The sequence below is a fragment of the Streptomyces sp. NPDC030995 genome (assembly GCF_055571215.1).
Genome location: NZ_JBVIFS010000020.1, coordinates 1 through 17,304, shown reverse-complemented (window position 1 = coordinate 17,304; position 17,304 = coordinate 1). Strand labels below are relative to the sequence as shown.

General features: G+C 72.7%; 15 protein-coding genes and 1 pseudogene. 10 read left to right on the top strand and 6 right to left on the bottom strand.

Annotation, left to right across the window (positions count from 1 at the left end; all coding sequences use genetic code 11):
* Positions 1–140: 140 nt before the first annotated feature.
* Positions 141–1,502, bottom strand: a complete 1,362-nt coding sequence (locus ACZ45T_RS26315) for an FAD-dependent oxidoreductase (RefSeq protein ID WP_468445364.1) — start codon at positions 1,500–1,502, stop codon at positions 141–143.
* Between the two features lie 207 nt (positions 1,503–1,709).
* Here ACZ45T_RS26315 and ACZ45T_RS26310 point away from each other — a divergent pair, with 207 nt between their 5' ends.
* The 3 genes and pseudogenes from ACZ45T_RS26310 (at position 1,710) to ACZ45T_RS26300 (ending at position 3,191) form a co-directional block, all read left to right on the top strand.
* Positions 1,710–1,901, top strand: a complete 192-nt coding sequence (locus tag ACZ45T_RS26310) for a DUF5302 domain-containing protein (RefSeq protein ID WP_326586398.1) — start codon at positions 1,710–1,712, stop codon at positions 1,899–1,901.
* Positions 1,902–2,008: 107 nt separating this feature from the next.
* Positions 2,009–2,125: pseudogene (locus ACZ45T_RS26305) on the top strand (rodlin); the annotation flags it as partial.
* A 145-nt stretch (positions 2,126–2,270) separates the two neighbouring features.
* On the top strand, positions 2,271–3,191 hold the full coding sequence (locus ACZ45T_RS26300) for a glycoside hydrolase family 19 protein (protein ID WP_468445361.1): 921 nt from the start codon (positions 2,271–2,273) through the stop codon (positions 3,189–3,191).
* A 23-nt stretch (positions 3,192–3,214) separates the two neighbouring features.
* Here ACZ45T_RS26300 and ACZ45T_RS26295 read toward each other — a convergent pair whose 3' ends face one another.
* The 3 genes from ACZ45T_RS26295 to ACZ45T_RS26285 form a co-directional block, all read right to left on the bottom strand.
* Positions 3,215–6,001 (bottom strand): helix-turn-helix transcriptional regulator, encoded by a 2,787-nt coding sequence (locus ACZ45T_RS26295; protein ID WP_468445359.1) that lies wholly within the window; start codon positions 5,999–6,001, stop codon positions 3,215–3,217.
* 237 nt (positions 6,002–6,238) lie between these two features.
* Positions 6,239–8,002, bottom strand: coding sequence for a S8 family peptidase (locus tag ACZ45T_RS26290; protein ID WP_468445574.1), 1,764 nt, complete (start codon positions 8,000–8,002; stop codon positions 6,239–6,241).
* A 383-nt stretch (positions 8,003–8,385) separates the two neighbouring features.
* Positions 8,386–9,135: a DUF1838 family protein gene (locus tag ACZ45T_RS26285; RefSeq protein ID WP_468445357.1), complete on the bottom strand. Its 750-nt coding sequence runs from the start codon at positions 9,133–9,135 to the stop codon at positions 8,386–8,388.
* Between the two features lie 189 nt (positions 9,136–9,324).
* Between ACZ45T_RS26285 and ACZ45T_RS26280 the strand changes: the two genes are divergently transcribed.
* The 3 genes from ACZ45T_RS26280 to ACZ45T_RS26270 all read left to right on the top strand — a co-directional run bounded on the left by ACZ45T_RS26280 (position 9,325) and on the right by ACZ45T_RS26270 (position 11,762).
* Positions 9,325–10,341, top strand: a complete 1,017-nt coding sequence (locus tag ACZ45T_RS26280; RefSeq protein WP_468445355.1) for a DUF1996 domain-containing protein — start codon at positions 9,325–9,327, stop codon at positions 10,339–10,341.
* Between the two features lie 90 nt (positions 10,342–10,431).
* Positions 10,432–11,043 (top strand): sigma-70 family RNA polymerase sigma factor, encoded by a 612-nt coding sequence (locus ACZ45T_RS26275; protein ID WP_468445353.1) that lies wholly within the window; start codon positions 10,432–10,434, stop codon positions 11,041–11,043.
* Entirely contained in the window at positions 11,040–11,762 is a 723-nt protein-coding gene (locus ACZ45T_RS26270) for an anti-sigma factor (RefSeq protein WP_468445351.1), read from the top strand. The genes ACZ45T_RS26275 and ACZ45T_RS26270 overlap by 4 nt, the downstream gene beginning before the upstream one ends.
* A gap of 421 nt (positions 11,763–12,183) precedes the next feature.
* Here ACZ45T_RS26270 and ACZ45T_RS26265 read toward each other — a convergent pair whose 3' ends face one another.
* Complete coding sequence (locus ACZ45T_RS26265) at positions 12,184–12,915, bottom strand: DUF7873 family protein (protein ID WP_468445349.1); 732 nt, start codon at positions 12,913–12,915, stop codon at positions 12,184–12,186.
* 161 nt (positions 12,916–13,076) lie between these two features.
* Here ACZ45T_RS26265 and ACZ45T_RS26260 point away from each other — a divergent pair, with 161 nt between their 5' ends.
* The 3 genes from ACZ45T_RS26260 to ACZ45T_RS26250 all read left to right on the top strand — a co-directional run bounded on the left by ACZ45T_RS26260 (position 13,077) and on the right by ACZ45T_RS26250 (position 15,838).
* The gene (locus ACZ45T_RS26260; RefSeq protein ID WP_468445347.1) at positions 13,077–13,985 is read left to right on the top strand and encodes an ATP-grasp domain-containing protein; all 909 of its coding nucleotides are present in this window, start codon (positions 13,077–13,079) and stop codon (positions 13,983–13,985) included.
* Positions 13,982–14,791: an ATP-grasp domain-containing protein gene (locus ACZ45T_RS26255; RefSeq protein ID WP_468445345.1), complete on the top strand. Its 810-nt coding sequence runs from the start codon at positions 13,982–13,984 to the stop codon at positions 14,789–14,791. The genes ACZ45T_RS26260 and ACZ45T_RS26255 overlap by 4 nt, the downstream gene beginning before the upstream one ends.
* A gap of 192 nt (positions 14,792–14,983) precedes the next feature.
* Entirely contained in the window at positions 14,984–15,838 is an 855-nt protein-coding gene (locus ACZ45T_RS26250) for a DMT family transporter (RefSeq protein WP_468445343.1), read from the top strand.
* A 53-nt stretch (positions 15,839–15,891) separates the two neighbouring features.
* Here ACZ45T_RS26250 and ACZ45T_RS26245 read toward each other — a convergent pair whose 3' ends face one another.
* The gene (locus ACZ45T_RS26245) at positions 15,892–16,014 is read right to left on the bottom strand and encodes a hypothetical protein (RefSeq protein WP_468445341.1); all 123 of its coding nucleotides are present in this window, start codon (positions 16,012–16,014) and stop codon (positions 15,892–15,894) included.
* Between the two features lie 144 nt (positions 16,015–16,158).
* On the opposite strand from ACZ45T_RS26245, the gene ACZ45T_RS26240 reads away from it, so the two are divergent.
* On the top strand, positions 16,159–17,196 hold the full coding sequence (locus tag ACZ45T_RS26240; RefSeq protein ID WP_468445339.1) for a zinc-dependent alcohol dehydrogenase family protein: 1,038 nt from the start codon (positions 16,159–16,161) through the stop codon (positions 17,194–17,196).
* Positions 17,197–17,304: the final 108 nt, after the last annotated feature.

Sequence of the window (17,304 nt, the reverse complement as noted above, 5' to 3'; positions counted from 1 at the left end):
GGGGTGGAAACCCGTCGGCGTTTGGGGGGTGGGGGGGGGGGGGTGGGGTGGGCGACGCCCGGGGGGGGGGGGGGGGTTGTTTTTTGGGGGGGGGGGGGGGGGGGGGGGGGGGGCCCCCCCCCCCCCCCCCCCCGCTGCCACTACGCGCCGCTCGCGTCGAGCATGTCCTCGCGCTCGACGATCTTCACGCGCTCGCGGCCCTGGGGCTCGCCGAGGGCCTTCTCGGCCGCGTCCAGCCGGTGCCAGCCCTCCCACGTCGTGTAGCGGACGCTGCGCTCGGCGAGGAAGGCCTCGACGGCCTCCGGCGCCGGGGAGGCGGGCGTGCTCAGGCGGCCGTCCGCGTGGTCGGCCAGCAGGTTCGCGACGGTCTCGTTCGCGTCGCCCTTGGTGTGGCCGATCAGGCCGACCGGTCCGCGCCGGATCCAGCCGGTCACGTACGTGGACTGGAGGGGGGCGCCGGCTTCGATCACGCGGCCGCCCTCGTCCGGGACCGTGCCGGAGGCCACGTCCCAGGGGAGCTTGGGCAGTTCGTCCGAGAGGTATCCCACGGCCCGGTAGACGGACTGGACGTCCCAGTCGGTGAACTGGCCGGTGCCCTTGACGTTGCCGGTGCCGTCGAGTTCGGTGCGCTCGGTGCGCAGACCGACGACCTTGCCGTCCTCGCCGAGCACCTCGACGGGCGACTCGAAGAAGTGCAGGAACAGCTTGTGCGGGCGCTCGCCGATGTCCCGGATCGCCCAGTTCTCCAGGGTCTTGGCGACCATGTCGGCCTGCTTGTTGGCGCGGCGCGTGGCTATGGAGCCGTCGTCGTAGTCGATGTCCTCGGGATTGACGATGACCTCGATGTTGGGCGAGTGGTCCAGTTCCCGCAGCTCCATGGGGCTGAACTTGGCCTGGGCCGGACCGCGGCGCCCGAAAACGTGCACTTCGAGCGCCTTGTTCGCCTTGAGGCCGTCGTAGACGTTCGCCGGGATCTCGGTCGGCAGCAGCTCGTCGGCCGTCTTCGCGAGGATGCGCGCGACGTCGAGGGCGACGTTGCCGACGCCGAGCACGGCGACCTTCTCCGCCTCCAGCGGCCAGGTGCGCGGGACGTCCGGGTGGCCGTCGTACCACGAGACGAAGTCGGCGGCGCCGTAGGATCCGTCGAGCTCGACGCCCGGGATGGTGAGCGCGCGGTCGGCCGTGGCTCCGGTGGAGAAGATCACGGCGTCGTAGAAGGAGTGCAGCTCGTCGAGGCTGATGTCGTTCGGGTAGTCGACGTTGCCGAAGAGGCGGACCTGCGGCTTGTCGAGCACCTGGTGCAGGGCGGTGATGATGCCCTTGATCCGCGGGTGGTCGGGGGCGACGCCGTACCGGATCAGGCCGAAGGGGGCGGGCATCCGCTCGAAGAGGTCTATGGAGACACCGGGCTCGGCGGCGGCCTCGGACTTCAGCAGCGCGTCGGCGGCGTAGATTCCGGCGGGGCCGGCACCGACGATTGCTACCCGGAGAGGGCGAGGCATGGCAGGGTTTCCCTTCGAGCGACGGCAAGATGGATCAAGGGAAACCCTAAACGAAGGTAAGCCTAACCCGGCACCCGGTTTCACCTTATGCCGTCATAATCAAAACTTATGGCCCCCCAAAGCCCTCCTTGGGATCTCGACGAACTCGCTGGTCAGCGGGGACGTCACCTGACAGACTGAAACGGCTTGATCACCCCAGGAGGACAAATGGCTGACGAAACAGACACCCCGCAGGACGAATCCCCGGCCGACGCGGCCAAGCGCAAGTTCCGGGAGGCGCTGGAGCGCAACGCCGCGAACGCGCAGTCCCAGCAGGCGCACCAGAGCCGGGCGAAGGTCCAGGGTTCCAGCAGCGGCCCCGGCGGCAAGAACAAGAAGGTCCGCCGCAAGACCGGCTGACCCTCCGGACTCGGAAGCACTTCGGAGCACTTCGGAACACAAGGAGATTCGGTCTCGCCGCCGCGGCGGCGGGACCGCGGCATTGGGCCACCCGGGTGAGGGAGGATAACCCGCAGAACCAGCAGTGCGCCGAGAACTCCACCCAGGCGAAGGGCGACGACTCCGCCTCGCACATCGCCAGCAACATCCCGATCCTCTCGGGCAACGTCTCCCAGGGCAGCTGACCGACGCCGCCGCGCCCCGATGTCACGCATCACGCGTGACACCGGGGTTTTTCGTTTGGTCTAGACCTTGACAGGTTCAGACCATTTTCGCTTCAGTGGGCACCGTTGCCCCCACGGCAATTCCCCCCACTGAAGGAGCAGTTACGTGATACGTGCGCTTCGCCGCCGTGCCCTCTCACTGGCCGCCGCCGCGGCCGTCACGGTCGGCCTCGCCATCGCCCTCCCCTCCTCCCCCGCCGCCGCGGCCGCCGCCTGCGCCGGCCCCTGGGCCTCGTCTGGCGTCTACACGAACGGCATGAGCGCCTCGTACGGCGGACACAACTGGCAGGCCAAGTGGTGGACTCAGGGCGAGACGCCCGGAACCACCGGCCAGTGGGGCGTCTGGTCGGACCAGGGCGTCTGCGGCGGCGGGGGCCAGGACCCGGACCCCGGTCCTGTCGACCCGTCCGGATTCGTGGTCTCCGAAGCCCAGTTCAACCAGATGTTCCCGAACCGGAACCCCTTCTACACGTACAACGGCCTGGTCTCGGCCCTGTCCGCCTACCCCGGCTTCGCCAAGACCGGCGACGACACCGTGCGGCGGCGCGAGGCCGCGGCCTTCCTCGCCAACGTCTCGCACGAGACGGGCGGCCTCGTGCACATCGTCGAGCAGAACACCGCCAACTACCCCCACTACTGCGACGCGAGCCAGCCCTACGGCTGTCCCGCGGGCCAGGCCGCGTACTACGGCCGCGGACCCATCCAGCTGAGCTGGAACTTCAACTACAAGGCGGCCGGTGACGCCCTCGGCATCAACCTCCTCGCCAACCCGTACCTGGTGGAACAGGATCCGGCCGTCGCCATGAAGACGGCGCTCTGGTACTGGAACACCCAGAACGGCCCCGGCACGATGACCGCCCACGCCGCCATGGTCAACGGCGCGGGCTTCGGCGAGACCATCCGCTCCATCAACGGCTCCCTGGAGTGCAACGGCGGCAACCCCGCCCAGGTCCAGAGCCGGATCTCGAAGTACCAGAGCTTCACGCAGCTGCTGGGCGTCACCCCGGGGAACAACCTCGGCTGCTGAACCGGAGTGCGGTCGGCGGGCCGTCAGCGGGCGTTGAGCGCGGCGGCCAGCTGGGCCCGGGAGCGCACGTCCAGCTTCTGGTAGATACGGGTCAGCCGGGCCTCCACCGTCTTGACGCTGAGGAACAGCTTCGCCGCGGCCTCCTGATTGCTGGCACCCCGGCTGACCAGCAGCGCGAGGCGGGTCTCGGCCTCGGTCAGGGTCGAGGCCGCCGACACCTGCCCACCGCCCGCACCGCCCGCCTCTCCCGGAGCCGGTTCCCTGGCGAGCTCCGTCCAGGGAACGGCTCCGGCCCGGTCGAACACCTCGGCCGCCGCCCGGAGCGCGTCGCGGGCGGGCGCGCGCCGCCGGCGGCGGCGCTCCACCCGGGCGAGGGCGAGCAGCGTACGGCCGCGTTCCAGCGGCAGCTGGAGGGCGTCGAAGCGCTGCGCCGTGGATGCGAGCAGGTGCACCGCCGCGTCGGCCTCGCCCTGCGCGGACAGGCACAGACCGCGCGCCCGGTCGAGCGCGGCGACCACCCCGGTGCGGCCGAGGCCGACCGCGACCGTACGGACGGAGTCGATCAGCTCGGCGGCTTCGCCCGGTTCGTCCGCGGCGACCAGGGCCTCGGCGAGCTCCCCGTGCCAGCGCAGGATCGAGGGGTCCACCACCTTCTGGGCTGCCTCCAGTTCGGCGACGCGGCGCAGGGTGGCGACCGCCTTCGCCGCCTCTCCCGTGGCCAGTTCCACCAGCCCGAGGGCGTGCAGGCTGCGGGACAGGAAGACCTGGTCCTGCTCCTCCTGCGAGGCCTGGATGCCGCGCCGGGCGTAGCCGGCGGCGCGCGCGAAGCTGCCGCCCATGGCCTCCGCCATCGCGGCGACGTACCAGGCCGGACCGGGTGAGAGGCCCGCCTCTATCGTCAGCTCCAGGGCGCGGCGGGCGCGGGCGGAGGCGGCCTCGCAGCGGCCGCTGCGCAGTTCCACCTCGGTGAGGCTGCGCAGGACCTCGAAGACGTCCTCGGCGGAGCCGGTGCTCTGGACGGCGGGCAGCAGGACCATCAGCTGCCGGCGGGCGTCTTCCAGGCTGTCGTCGAACAGGGCGTGCCGGACGGCGAGGTACTGGGGCGCGTTGCGCATGCCGAGCGGTACCTCGGGGGCGGGCAGGGCGAGGGCCTCGGCGAGGATCGCCTCGGCGCCCGGGTCACCGAGGATGCGGCCCATGCGGGCCCGTACCGTCAGGGCCATGGCCTCGGCGACCTGGTCGCCGCCGAGTGCGGCGAGGGCCCCGGCCCGGGCCGCGGCGTCGCGGGAGCGGACCGGGTCGCCGTCGCTGAGGTTGTGCTTCGTGGCGATCCGCAGCTGGACGGCGGCCTGGAGCGCGGGGTCCCCGGCGGCTTCGGCCATGGCACAGGCGAAGGTCTCGTCGAGTGCGCCGAGGGCCTGCCCGGCGGCGTCGATCACGGCGAGCCGGACCCGTACCCGGTCGGCGGGCGAGGCGTCGCGGGCCAGGACGGCTCGGGCGGCGCGGCGCGCGAGGTCGGCGCGGCCGGCCCAGCCGGCGTCCTCGGCGGCCGTGACCAGGCGGGCGAGTTCCTCGCCGGCCAGCCAGGACGGCGTCCGTTCGGCGGCGAGCAGGCCCAGTTCGGCGGCGAGGGCCCGCTGGCCGCGGCGGCGGCAGGCCTCGGCGGCCTCGGTGATCTCCGCGGCGAGCCACTGGTCGGGGGTGTCCACGGCGAGCGCGCGGTGGCGTACGGCCTGGACCGGATCGTCGACGGCCTCGGCCAGGGCCGCGTGCCCGGCGGCGCGTTCGGGCCAGCCCGCGTCGGCGGCGAGCGCGGTGGGCAGGGCGCCCGCGGTGAACTCCACGGTGCCGTCCTCCCCCACCCTGACCAGCGCGGCCCGTTCCGCCTCGGCCAGCTCGGCCTCGGCGTCGGGGCGGCCGGCCCGGCGCAGCAGGGAGGTCGTGGGCCGGGCCGCGAGGGCGGCGAGGAGCAGGGTGCGGCGGGACTGCGCGGAAGCCCCGGCGAGGAGTCGGCGGGCGACCTCGCGGGCCTGTCCGGAGACGGGCAGCGGGTCGGCGTGATGGGCGCTGCAGTCACGGGCCTCGGCGGCTTCGGCGAGGGAGTGGCCGAGGGACAGGGCGAGGCGCGGATTGCCGCCGCTGGCCTGGTGGATGCGGCCGGCGAGGCGGGCGGGGAGGCCGTGGCGGACGAGGAGTTCGGCGACTTCGTCGGCGCCGAGCGGGGGTACCCGTATGACGGGGACGCCGGGGCCGCAGAGGGGCTCGCCCACCGGGGCCCCGCCCTGGACGCATTCGGCCACCAGGACCCGTACGCGGGGCGGGGTGAGGCGCAGCGCGAAGCGGAGCAGGTCGGTGCTCTCGGCGTCGAGCCACTGGGCGTTGTCCAGGACGAGCAGGACGGGGTGGCGGGCGGCGAGCGAACGGAGCACCTCGACGACGGCGAGGCGCAGCGCGATGTGGTCGCGGCCGGCCCGGGGGGCGTCGGCCTCGCGGCGCAGCAGGGCGATGGCGGTGCGCTGCGGACCGGAGAGCTCCTCCAGGGCCGCGCTGGGCACGGAGGCGAGGAGGGCGGCCGCGGAGGCCTCGGGTATCCATTGGTCGGCCGCCTCCGGGGCGAGGCGCAGCACGGCCTCGCGGCGGGATTCGGCCGCCGACGCGACGGCGCGGACCACCTCGGTCTTGCCCGCCCCGGCGGGTCCGGTGAGGAGCGCCCGGCCGTGCGTGGTCAGCGCGCGGTCGACCGCCTTGATGAGTTCACCGTGTCCGACACTTGCGACACTTGTGTCAGCGTGCCCCGTCGCCGCCACCACGCACAGCCACCAGCCTCTCGGTCCCCAGCTCCTGTGCCTTTCCTGTGAGAGGCGACAATACGAGGTCGGATGGCAGGCGGACCCTGATTGTGACGCAGAAATCAGTCACGTGACCGGAAAACCCGTCGGACCTGCCGATACGCGGTGTATCAGCAGGTCCGACGGGCTCGTTTGGTCCGTACTATCGGCCCGTCAGGCCGACTTGGCGGCCGGACCGGAGGCCGGCTCCCGGGCTGACTAGAAGGTCAGGTTCCAGGAGTCGATCTTGCCGGTGTCGCCGCCGGCGTTGTCGTTCACGCGGAGCTTCCAGGTGCCGTTCGCGACCTCGGAGGAGGCGTTGACGGTGTAGACCTGGTTGATGTTGTCGGCGCTGCCGCCCGAGCGGTTGTGCACGGTGTAGACGGTGCCGTCCGGGGCGATCAGGTCGACCTTCAGGTCACCGATGTAGGTGTGCACGATGTTCACGCCCACCTTGAGGGTGGCCGGGGCGTTGCCGGTCACACCGCTGACGGTGATCGGGCTCTCCACGGTGGTGTTGTCACCGATCGCGAAGTCCGTGGTGTTCTCGAAGCCCGCGGTGGGCGGGGTCGAGGTCACCGCGGCCACGGAAGCGGCGGCGTCGGCGAGACCGGTGCCGCAGCCGCCGGTGCAGGTGCCGGCCAGCGGGCGGGCGTTGGCCTTGATCGCGGACTCGATCTGCGCCGGGGTCAGCGAGGAGTTCGCCGACTTCAGCAGGGCGGCGAGGCCCGCGACGTGCGGGGCGGCCATGCTGGTGCCCTGGTAGGGCTCGTAGTTCTCGGCGCCGGGGGTGGTGGCGCCGTTGTTCAGGGTGGAGAGGATGGCGTTCTCGGGGGTGGTGACGGTGCCGGGCGTGTCGGTGGCGCGGCGGGTCTCACCGCCCGGGGCGGCGACGTCGATGATCGCGCCGTAGTTGGAGTAGTACGAGCGGTCGCCGGCGCGGTTGCTCGCGGCGACGTTGATCACGTTGTTGCAGCTGGCGGGCGAGAAGCCGGCCGCGTCGGCGTTGCTGTTGCCGGCGGCGACGACCACGGTCGTACCGCGGGCGACGGCCGCGTTGATGGCGTTCTGGTAGGTGGCGGTGCAGGCGCCCGAGCCACCGAGGCTCATGTTGATGACCTTGGCCGGGGTGGCGTTGGCCGGGACGCCGGCGACGGTGCCGCCCGAGGCCCAGGTGATGGCGTCGACGATGTCCGAGGTGGCACCGCCGCACTTGCCGAGCACGCGGACGGGCTGGATCTTCGCGCCGTACGCGATGCCGGCGACGCCCTTGGAGTTGTGCGTGGCGGCGGCGATGGTGCCGGCCACGTGGGTGCCGTGCCAGGAGGAGTCGCTGGCCTTGGAGCCGACGCCGCACTCACCGGCGGTGGCGTTCCAGTCGCCCTCGTCGGCGGGGTTGTTGTCGCGGCCGTTGCCGTCACGGGCGGCGGAGGAGCTGGCGATGAAGTCGTAGCCCGCGACGATGTTCGGGGCGACGTCCGAGTGCGCGACGTAGCCGGTGTCGATCACGGCGACGGTGACGCCCGAGCCGGTCGTCTTGTCCCAGGCGGCGGGGACGTTCATGCCGGCGGTGGGCTCGAAGAGGTCCCACTGCTTGGCGTACTCGGTGTCGTTCGGGGTGACGGCCGTGGGGTAGGCACGGGAGTCGGGCTCGACGTAGGCGACGTCCGGGTCGGCACGGAACTGGGCCATCACGTCGGCCGCGTCGGCGGGGGCGACGGTGCCGCCGAGGCTGACCAGGGCGGCTCCGGTGCCGAGGCGGCGGTCGAACTTCGCCTTCTTGCCGGCCTTCTTGCCCTTGGCGCTGGCGTCGTCGGCGGCCGCGCTGTTGGAGCTCGCCTCGGAAGCCGAGGACTTGTATCCGACGATGAGGTTCTCGACCGGCGCGGTGGGGGCGACCGTGGCGGCCGGGGCCGCGGCGGGGGTCTCGGTGGCCAGGGCCACGGAGGCGGTCGCGGAGCCGGCGAGCAGGGTGACCGACATGGCCACCACGGATATGAGCCTACGTCTGGATGCGTGCACGGTGTTCCCTTTCGCGGGCCGTTTCCGGGCAGGCCGGAGCGGCCGGTCGGTGCAGTGTGGGAGGTACCGGCGGCTGCGGGGCCGGGAGCGAGCTGGTCGAACTCGCCCCGGCCGCCGCCGCGCGCCACGTTGCCCCGGCCTCGACGGCGGGGCAGGGCAACGGCGGTCCCGGCGCTCCCCGGGCGGTGCGGCACTCACGCCATGTGGGGTTGGCGTGTGGTCCGTTTCAGCCAGGGAAAGATCGCCGGTGGGCAGACAGTAGGCAACACGCGGATGAACCGGATACGGGGAAAACCCTTGTCGGCCCCCTGCGGCTCCCCCCGGGGGTCCGCATACCGAGATGGCTACCGCGGCGGGAACAGCTTGCGGAAGTACGTCCAGCTGGTTTCGTTGGGTTCGCTCCACTTCTCCGGAGCGTGGGCGAATTCGGGGTGATGGTCGGCAATGTACGCACGGGTGCGCTCGGGAACCTGGCCGTAGGCGTCGAGTTTGCGGCCGCGGCAGTGGAAGGTGAGGCCGCCGGGACGCTGCCCCTGTTCCATCCAGGGCAGCCACGGGGACATCCGGGTCCAGGACATCGTCGCGGGGACGCTCACCGCGTCGGTGGTCAGCGTGCTCGCGGGCGCGAAGAACTGGAAGAGCTCCAGCGCCCGGTAGGTGTCGTCGGCCGAGTGGGCGGGGTACTCCTCGACCGGCAGGGGCGAGGGGTAGGCCAGCGGGATCTCCAGGCTGAAGCAGAGCTGGTCGCCCAGGTCCGTCACGGGGATCGGGAACGGCCGCCAGTGCTGGTTCGCCGGATCGTTCCAGACGTGGATCACCGGCTTGTCCTGCCAGGTCTCCAGGATCTCCCGGGTCCCGGGGTCCAGGTAGAACGCGGCTTCCCGGGAGAGGAACCGGTAGCCGCCGTTCTCCTCGTCGGCGAAGAGGCGGGCGACGTTGACCCCTTCGAAGCCGAAGAGCCGCCGGTAGGGCTCGCCCGGGGCCCAGGAGTGGACATCGCCGGACCACCAGTAGGTGACCTCGGCGCCGTCGAGCGAGGCGCGGGTGCGGGCGAACGCGTTCAGGAGCTCGGCGGGTGTCACGGCTGATGTCATACGGACCACTGTGCGCGGCGGCCGCGCCGGCGGGCAAGCAACTGCGCGCAGAACCGGCCCCGTTGGCGGCGGATGGGCGGTAGGCCGGCGACAGGCGGGAGGCGGGCGGACGACGGGTGTGCGGCGGCCGGCGACCGCCATGCGGATGCCCGGTTGACGACGGTGGCGACACCGGCAACCGTGACCGCCATGGGGAACGAACGCCGACTGCTCGCTCTTGTCATCTGCCTGGTCCTGGGCGGTGGGCTCACCGCCGCCGTACTGGGGGCCTCGCGAGCGTCCGGCCCGCACCACGGGGCGGCGGCCGACCGCCCGGCGCCCTCCGACTACGTGGACATACGCGACGTCCCACGCACCCCGGCCGCCGCCTCCAGCCCCGCCGCCGCCCCCGCCCCGGCCGCCGACGCCTCGCCCGGTTCGATGGTGGTGGACTGCGGCCGGGGCGAGCAGGGCCACTACAACGAGGACAACCTGGTCGTCTCGCCCGGCCTGCGGGCCGGCGCCCACCACACGCACGCGTACGTGGGGAACCTCTCCACGGACGCGATGTCGACCGACGCCTCCCTGGACGCGGCCGCCACGAGCTGCACCGGCGGCGACCGCTCGACGTACTACTGGCCCGTCCTGCGGCGGCCGGACCGGCCGGGCACCCGCCCGTACGAGATCTCGGCGGGACACGGCAACGCGGGCGAGATCCTGCCGGAGACCTCGGTGCGGGTCGAGTTCCGCGGCAGCCCGGTGAGCAAGGTGGTGGCGATGCCGCGCTTCCTGCACGCGATGACGGGCGACGCCGTCGCCCGCACGGCGGAAGACGACGCCGACGTCCGGGCCCGCTGGGGGTGTTCGGGCTCCCCCGACCGGTCCACCACCCGCTACCCGCGCTGCCCCGAGGGTGACCGCGTCACCCGCACCCTGATCTTCCCGAGCTGCTGGAACGGCATCGACACCACCGGCGCCGGACACCGCTCACACCTCCGCTTCCCCGCCGGCAACGGCGTCTGCCCGCCGGACACCTTCCCGGTGCCCGAGCTGCGCCTCTCGCTCGCCTACGAGGTCCCCGCGGGGGCGCCCCTGGCGCTCGACTCCTTCCCCGAGCAGCGGCACAGCCCCAAGACGGACCACGCGATGTTCGTGAACACGATGACCGAGCAGCAGATGGCCGAAGTCGTCGCCTGCCTCAACGAAGGCCGCCACTGCCGGACCTGAGCCCCGAGTGACGCAGGTCACATGAACCGATCCCGCCCGGACGGCGTGTTCCGACCGCACCACGCAAGCGAGGAAGACGGAGAGGGTGAGATGGCCGGACCACTGTGGCCCCGCGCTCGGCGGGGCTCGACCGATGAGGCACTGATCAAGTCGGTGTACGAGGAGCACGGTCACGCCCTGCTCGCGTACGCCACCCGGCTGACCGGAGACCGGGCCGCCGCCGAGGACGTCGTCCAGGAGACGCTCATCCGGGCCTGGCGCCACTCCGAGGTCCTGGTCAACGGAAAGGGCTCGGTGCGCGGCTGGCTGCTCACCGTGGCCCGCAACATCATCACCGACCGGTACCGGGCCAGGGCCGCCCGGCCTCCGGAGGTCTCCGGGGCCTCGGCCGCTCCCCCGGTCGAGGCGGACCACGCCGACTCCGTGGTGGACAGCATGACGGTCCTGGGGGCCCTCGACCAGCTGTCGCCGGAACACCGGGACGTCCTGAAGGAGTTGTACTACCGGCAGCTCAGCGTCGCGGAGGCGGCCGACAGCCTCGGCATCCCGGCGGGTACGGTCAAATCGCGCTCGCACTACGCGCTCAAGGCCCTGCGGGACGTGTTCAAGGACGACGGTTTCAGGGACAGCGTGTTCAGAGAAGGCAAACGATCGGGCAGGCCGCCCCAGCAGCCCGCCGGACTGCGTGAGGTGGTGGCATGAACCGGCAGCGGCACGAGGAGGAACTGCTCGGCCCGTACGTGCTCGGCGTCCTGGACGACGACGAGGTCCGCCGGGTCGAGGAGCACGTGAGCGGATGCGTGCAGTGCCGGGAGGAGGTGGCCGCGTTGCGCGAGATGGAAGCGGCTTTGGGCGAGGTGCCCGAGGAGGCGTTCCTCGACGGGCCGCCGCAGGGCGGCGACCTGCTGCTCCAGCGCACCCTGCGGCAGATGCGCGGGGAGCTGGCCGGTGCCCGGCGCCGGCGCGCGGGGCTCGCGGGACTGGCCGTGGCGGCCTCGCTGGCGGCCGTGTTCTGGGCGGGCACGCAGCTCGGCGCCGATGACGCGGGGGGCCTCGCCCAGCCGCTGCCGCCGTCCCCCACGGCTTCGCCGGACCCGTCGCGGCCCGTCGACGGGACGAAGGTGCTCTCCGCCGTCGATCCGGCCACGGGCACGCGGATGACCGTACAGATGACTCCGGCGACGAAGTGGGTCCGGCTGCACGCGGCGGTCACGGGTGTGCCGCAGGGCGAGCGGTGCCGGCTGGTCGTGGTCGCCAAGGACGGTACGCGCACGACCGCCGGCGGCTGGGTCGTGGGCCAGGAGAACGGCAAGGCCAAGGGCGCGGCGCTGGACGGTTCGGCGGCCGTGGACCAGGCGGACGTCAAGGCCATCCTGGTGGAGAACGAGGCGGGCAGGACGTTCGTGTCCGTACCGGTCTGACCGGACCGCGCCGCAGCGCGGGGCGCGGGGTGTGACGGAGCCCGGGAGCATATCCAGCTCCCGGGCTCCTGTTTGCCACCCAATTGCGCACACCGGCACGTTTAAGAGTCGCGGATCATTCTTAGATCGACGTGTTCTACCTTTGAACTACCGCGCCACGAGGAGAGGCACAGAGGGGACTTGAACCCCTATCCATCGATGATCGTCCACGCTCGGTCGATCCGGTGTTCGGCGGCGAATACTGAGACTGGAGCGAGAATCTGAGATTTACGGGGCCGCCTCTACCGGCTTGGGCCACCCCGGCACGCAATGCCGGGGGAGGGATTCGAACCCCCAACTGACACCCCTGTTCAGCTTCAACATCAGTTTCAGCTTGCGCTCTCGCGCACCCCCTGCAGACATACAGGGGGAGTTTTCGGGGCTACCTGAACAGGTAGCCGAACACCGCGTCCCCGACCCGCTGGTCGCTGACCTCGGCGCTGTTGGCCTCCTCGCGGGCGAACTTGACGGCCTGCTGGAGCTTCTCCACGCGGTCGAGCAGCTCGTTGACCCGCCGGGCCGGCAGCGCGCCGGAGAACTTCACGGTCGTCCAATAGCCGACCGGAACGTCCTCGTAGTAGACCTCGACCTGCGCCGGGTGCTTCTCGGTGGCCTCGGCCTTGACGTGGTTGCGCGGCACCTTCTTGGTGCGGATCGTGCGCACCGGGTCCGTCTTCCAGGAGTCCGTGGACGGGTCCAGGTTCCAGGACTCGGAGGCGTCCAGTACCGGCAGCTTCCGCACGAAGGTGTGCATGTCGGTGAGCTGCTTCTCCAGGAAGAGCAGATACGGCACGGGCACCTGCGCCAGCAGGACCGTTCCTTCCACGACGACGTCGGCGGCCGCGGTGCGGTTCGCCCAGTCCTTGGTCGCCGTCACGTCGAACAGTCGCGTCAGCGTCCCGGCCGTCGCCCGCAGCACGTCCTCCGCCTTGACCTGCACCCGCGTGGACTCGGGCGGCAGCTGCTCGCCCTCCTCGTCCTTGGGCTGGTAGGTCCGGGAGATGCCGGCCAGCAGGGCGGGCTTCTGGACGTCGTGGTGAGCCTGGGTGAGCTCCTGGAGGGACTTGGACTTGACGCCCTTTTCCACTGCGATGATCTGATTCAGCTTCGGCACGTGCTGAACCTAGCAGCCCCCTCCCCGCGTTCACATCCGGGTTTCTTCCGGGCACGACCCGAACACGCGGACCGATCATCACATTGCGGTTCATGCCATCCTGTGACGTCACAACTCGCCGGACCGAATCGGCGGACGTCCGGGGAATATGGGGAAGGTCCATGAGGCTCTGCTTTCTGGTGGAGGAGCACTACCGCCACGACGGCATGCCGAACGAGGTGATCCGGCAGCTCACCGCGTGGGGACACCAGGTGGACGTGGTGCGCCCGGGCGGCTCGCTGCTGCGCATGACCGAGGTGGTGGACGCGGGCGCGCACGACGCCTGGGTGCTCAAGACGGTCTCCGGAGGCCCGGGTCTGACCCTGCTGGAAGCCGCGGCCTCGGCCGGCATGACCACGGTCAACGACGCCCGGTCCATCCGCGGCGTACGGGACAAGGCGCTGGCCGCCGCCATCGGCCGCGGCCGGGGGCTCCCACTACCGCCCACGTACGCGGTGGCCCGGCCCGAGTTGCTCCGGGAGATACCGGCGGCGGAGTACCCGCTCGTCGTCAAGCCCGCCGACGGCAGCTCCGGCCGGGCCGTGCACCTGGTGTCCTCGCCGGAACGGCTGGAGGCGGTGCTCCCCGCGCTCGCGGGCGAGGGCATGCTCATCGCCCAGCCCTACGTGCCCAACTCGGGCACCGACATCAAGGTGTACGCGGTCGGCGGGGAGCTCTTCGCGACCGAGCGCTGCTCCCCCCTGCACCCGGACTCCTCCGTACGGGAGCGCCGCGTACCGTTGTCGGCCGAGGTCGCGGCGATCGCCGCCCAGGTGGGCGCGGTCTACGGGCTGGACCTGTACGGCGTGGACGTGCTGCTGGGCCCGGACGGGCCGGTCGTCGTCGACGTGAACGACTTCCCGAGCTTCCGTCAGGTGCCGGACGCGGCGGCGCGGGTGGCCCGGGCGGTGCTCGGGCTGGCGAAGGCGGGCGGCGGCCCGGTCGCGCCGTCGGTGCCCGCGGCGCGCTCGTACGCGCGGCCCGTCTCGATTCCGGCGCAGGCCTCGGCCGGGACGGCGGAGAGCGCATGAGGATCGGCCTGATCACCCCGGAGCCCGGACATCCGGTGCTGGCGGCCGCCACCGCGCTGCTGGCCGCGGAGCACGTCGTCGAACCGGTCGACCCGGCCGCGCCCGGGGACGCCTGCCTGCGGCCGGCCGATGTGTACCTGCTGAAGTCGCGGACCCCGCAGGCCCTGGACCTCGCGCGGGAGCTGGAGCGGCGGGGCGCGGCCGTGGTGAACTCCGCGGCGGCCACCGAACTGTGCCAGGACCGGACGGAGATGGCCGAGCTCGCCCTGCGGGCCGGGCTGCCCTTCGCCGCCACGCGTACGTACGGCTCGCTCTCGGCGTGGGCCTTGGAGGCCTCGCTCCCCTCCCCCGTCGTCGTCAAGAGCCGGCGCAGCTACCGGGGCGATCTGGTCGCCCGCGCCGACGACGCGCAAGCGGTGCGGAAGTTGGCGGCGGCCTGGTCGCAGGAGCCGGTCGTGGTGCAGCCGTACGCGCCCAACAACGGCTGGGACCACAAGCTGTGGGCGATCGGGGACCAGGTCTACTCGGCCCTGCGCCGCTCGGAGCTCTCGCCCGAGGGGCGCGGCCCCACCCGGCCGCTGGCCCTCGGTGAACTGCCCTCCGGATGGGCCGGTCTGGTGCGCGAGGTGGGCGCGGTGTTCGCGCTGGACGTCTACGGCGTGGACATCATCGACACCGGCGGCGGCACACCGCTGATCGTGGACATCAACGCCTTCCCCGGCATCCGCGGCCAGAGCGGCGCCCCCGAGGCCCTGGCGGAACTCGCCGTGCGCCGGGCCGCCGGACGGACGAAGAGCGCCTCCTGACGGGTGCGCGCCCCGGGTCCGGACGCGTGCCGGCAGGTCCTGGCACGTCTCGGCGTGTCCCGGCACGTCCTGCGGTGTCCCGCCGTGTCCCGGCACGTCCCGGCGCGTCCGGACGGGGGAATGCGGCGGGCCCGACGGCCGCGGCCCGGTGTCGTGGCGCCGACGGGCGGCGGGCACGGTGAGGATCGGGGCATGGGCGTCGTCCTGCCGGTCCTCTTCGCGCTGTTCGCCGCGTTCAGCAACGCGCTCGCCACCGTGCTCCAGCGGCGGGCCGCGCTCACCGTGCCGCAGAGCGACGGCTTCCGCTTCAGCCTGGTCCTCGACCTGCTGCGCCGGCCGGTGTGGCTCGGCGGGATCCTGGCCGTGATCGCGGCCGGGGCGGGGCAGGCCGCGGCGCTGGCCACGGGCGCGCTGGCCCTCGTACAGCCGCTGTTCGTACTGGAACTGCCGCTCGCCCTGCTCATCGCCTCGCTCCTGGCGCGGCAGCGGCTGCCGGGGGCGTTGTGGCTGGCCGTGGCCGGGGTGGTGGCGGGGCTCGGGGTCGCGCTGGTGGCCGCGTCGCCTCAGGGCAACCGTACGGACGTGCCGCCGGCCCGGTGGGTGGTGGCCCTGGCGGCCTGCGCGGTGGTCGTCGCACTGCTGGCCGTGGCCGGACTGCGCCGCCCGCCCGGCCGCTCGCGGGCCGGCTGCCTCGGCGCCGCCACTGCCGTCTGCTACGCGCTCACCGCCGCCCTGATGAAATCCGCCGTGCACGTCCTCGACGACGAAGGCATCGGCGCCTTCCTGACCACGTGGGAGACGTACGCCTTCGGCGCGAGCGGCATCTGCGCCCTGCTGCTGCTCGAACACGCCATGCAGGGCGGCCCGCTGGTCGCCTCGCAGCCCGCGCTGACCCTCGGCGACGCCGGCGTCAGCATCGCGCTGGGCGTGATCCTGTACGAGGAACACCTGCGGTCGGACTGGTGGTTACTCCCCCAGCTGCTGGGCGTCGCCCTGATCTGCGCGGGCGTACTGGCCCTCGCCCGGGCCGGGGAGGGCGCACCGTGAACGGAACCGGGCGCCGTCCCCTCCCCCCTCCCTCTCCCCCTGCCTCCGTGGGGCTACTTGATGACCTCCACCTTCTTCTCGCCGGCGGCTGCCTGGGCCTGAGCGCCGGCGCCCAGGACGGTGACGGTGAGAGCGAGCAGGACGGCGGCGGCGAGGGCCGCGCGCTTGCGGTTCATGGATCCCCCTGATGGTCCGGTGATGGCCGGTGACGGTCCGGGCGGATGCCGCCGGACGCGGCACCGCCCCCGCAGCCTCCCACCGGGGCCTTGCCCGGACAAGGCCGGGTAGCGTGCCGGTCAGTCGAGCGGAGGGCGGGAGCCATGCGAGCGGTGGTCTTCGAGCGGTACGGCGAACAGGCCGAGGTCAGGCAGGTCCCCGACCCGCGCCCGGCGGTGGGCGGGGTGGTGGTGCGGGTGGAGGCCACCGGGCTGTGCCGCAGCGACTGGCACGGGTGGATGGGGCACGACCCGGACATCGTGCTGCCGCACGTCCCCGGGCACGAACTCGCCGGTGTGGTCGAGGCGGTGGGGGCCGGGGTCGCCAACTGGCGGGTCGGCGACCGGGTCACGGCGCCGTTCGTCTGCGCCTGCGGAAGCTGCGCCGACTGCGCGGCCGGTGACCACCAGGTGTGCGCGCGGCAGACACAGCCCGGGTTCACGCACTGGGGGTCCTTCGCGCAGTACGTGGCCCTGGACCACGCCGACGTGAATCTGGTGGCCGTGCCCGAGGAGCTGTCGTACGCGACGGCCGCCGGGCTCGGCTGCCGCTTCGCGACGGCGTTCCGGGCCGTCGTCGCGCAGGGGCGGGTGGCGGCGGGCGAGTGGGTCTGCGTGTACGGCTGCGGCGGGGTGGGGCTCTCCGCCGTGATGATCGCGGCGGCGGCCGGGGCCAGGGTGGTCGCCGTGGACACGACGCCGGGGGCGCTGGAACTGGCGCGGAAGTTCGGCGCCGCGCACTGCGTCGACGCCGGGGCGGGTGCCGATACCGCCGAAGCCGTACGGGAGTTGACCGGCGGCGGCGCGCACCTCTCGCTCGACGCACTGGGGTCCCCGGCGACGGCGGCGGCCTCGGTGAGCGGGCTGCGCCGACGGGGACGGCACGTGCAGGTGGGCCTGCTTCCGGCGGCGACCGGCGGGGCGGTCCTGCCGATGGACCGGGTGATCGGCTGGGAGCTGGAGATCCTCGGCAGCCACGGGATGGCGGCGCACGCGTACCCGCCGATGATGGAGCTGGTCCGCAGCGGGGCGCTGCGGCCGGACCTGCTGGTCACCTCGACGATCCCGCTCGAAGCGGCACCGGCGGCCCTCGCCACGATGGGCACGGCCGCGGGGCGCGGAGTCACGATCATCCTGCCGTGATCGGCAAGAGACCCCCTAGTGACCTGAGTCGGAGGTTTGTCGTTAGTTCGGTATGAGTCGTCCGGGTCCGAAGATTCCGCCGTTGTCGGTGACCGATGCCCAGCGGGC